General features: G+C 24.2%; 2 protein-coding genes. Both read left to right on the forward strand.

Annotated elements, in window-relative coordinates:
• Positions 1-15 precede the first annotated feature (15 nt).
• Positions 16-846, forward strand: a complete 831-nt coding sequence (locus AJ932_RS10540; RefSeq protein ID WP_261660087.1) for a hypothetical protein — start codon at positions 16-18, stop codon at positions 844-846.
• Positions 833-976: a hypothetical protein gene (locus tag AJ932_RS10545; protein WP_162842173.1), complete on the forward strand. Its 144-nt coding sequence runs from the start codon at positions 833-835 to the stop codon at positions 974-976. The genes AJ932_RS10540 and AJ932_RS10545 overlap by 14 nt, the downstream gene beginning before the upstream one ends.
• Positions 977-1019: the final 43 nt, after the last annotated feature.

The raw sequence follows: 1019 nt of genomic DNA on the forward strand, positions 1-1019 counted from the left end.
AATAAAGGATAAACAATGAATAAACCCTTCTACAAACTTAAAAGATTTTATATACCTTGTATAGTGATTATTATAGCACTTGCTGTGCTTGCAAAATTACTTTATTCTCCTTTATATACGATTTATTGGGAAACAAATCATCGCTTTGAAAAAGAACAAGAATTTAGAAATTTTGAAAAAATAACTTTAAACCCAAGTCCTAAAGACATGATTAAAATTGTAGATGATCATCAGCCAAAATTAGAAGATTTTAAAGATTTAAATATAAAAATGCAAAAGGCTATTTTTGATTTTAAGGTGGCTAAATTCTTTGGATTTGAGGATAGATATTACCAAGCTTCTCTTCAAAATTACGCTAATACATTTTACTTTTTAGTTGGTGGTGAACGAATTTTTTTTCGTTACCTTAATTTCATAAGTGATTTAAACTCAAATGAAAAACAAAAATATCTAAACTTAAGAGCATCAACTAGAGATTTAGAAAGACAAATTTTTGAAGAAGAGCTTAATTTTATAAAACATTATGAAGAAATTTATGATTATTTGGATAATATAGGTTATTTGGATAAGAGAACTGAATATAAAAATGCAGCAATTTATTTAAAAATATCAATTCCGAGCTCTTTTTTACTTCATAATAATCAATTGTGCTCTTTTGAAAATAGAAACTTAATATTTAATCAAATAAAGAGAAATTATACTATATTTATTAACTTAGATCCAGATGGCTCAAAACTTTTTGATAAAACATTAAAAGAAAATTTTAGGAATTATCGTAAAGATATATCACCTTTTCTAGAAGATACAATAAATAAAATTCAAAAGACTTTAGATGAATGTAAATGAAAATAATACCAGTGTTAATAATGAAAATAACACCACTATCAACTTTGAAGAAAGCATAAAAGAAGCTTTAAGAAAAGGGCAAGAAATTGTAGAAAGTAACATAAGGAATGCGATAAATGTCTATTTATAAAGAATGTGAAGTTTGTAAAACAAAAATCAATAAATTACAAAAT

It is taken from the genome of Campylobacter sp. BCW_6873 (assembly GCF_001762365.1).
Classification (GTDB): domain Bacteria; phylum Campylobacterota; class Campylobacteria; order Campylobacterales; family Campylobacteraceae; genus Campylobacter_D; species Campylobacter_D jejuni.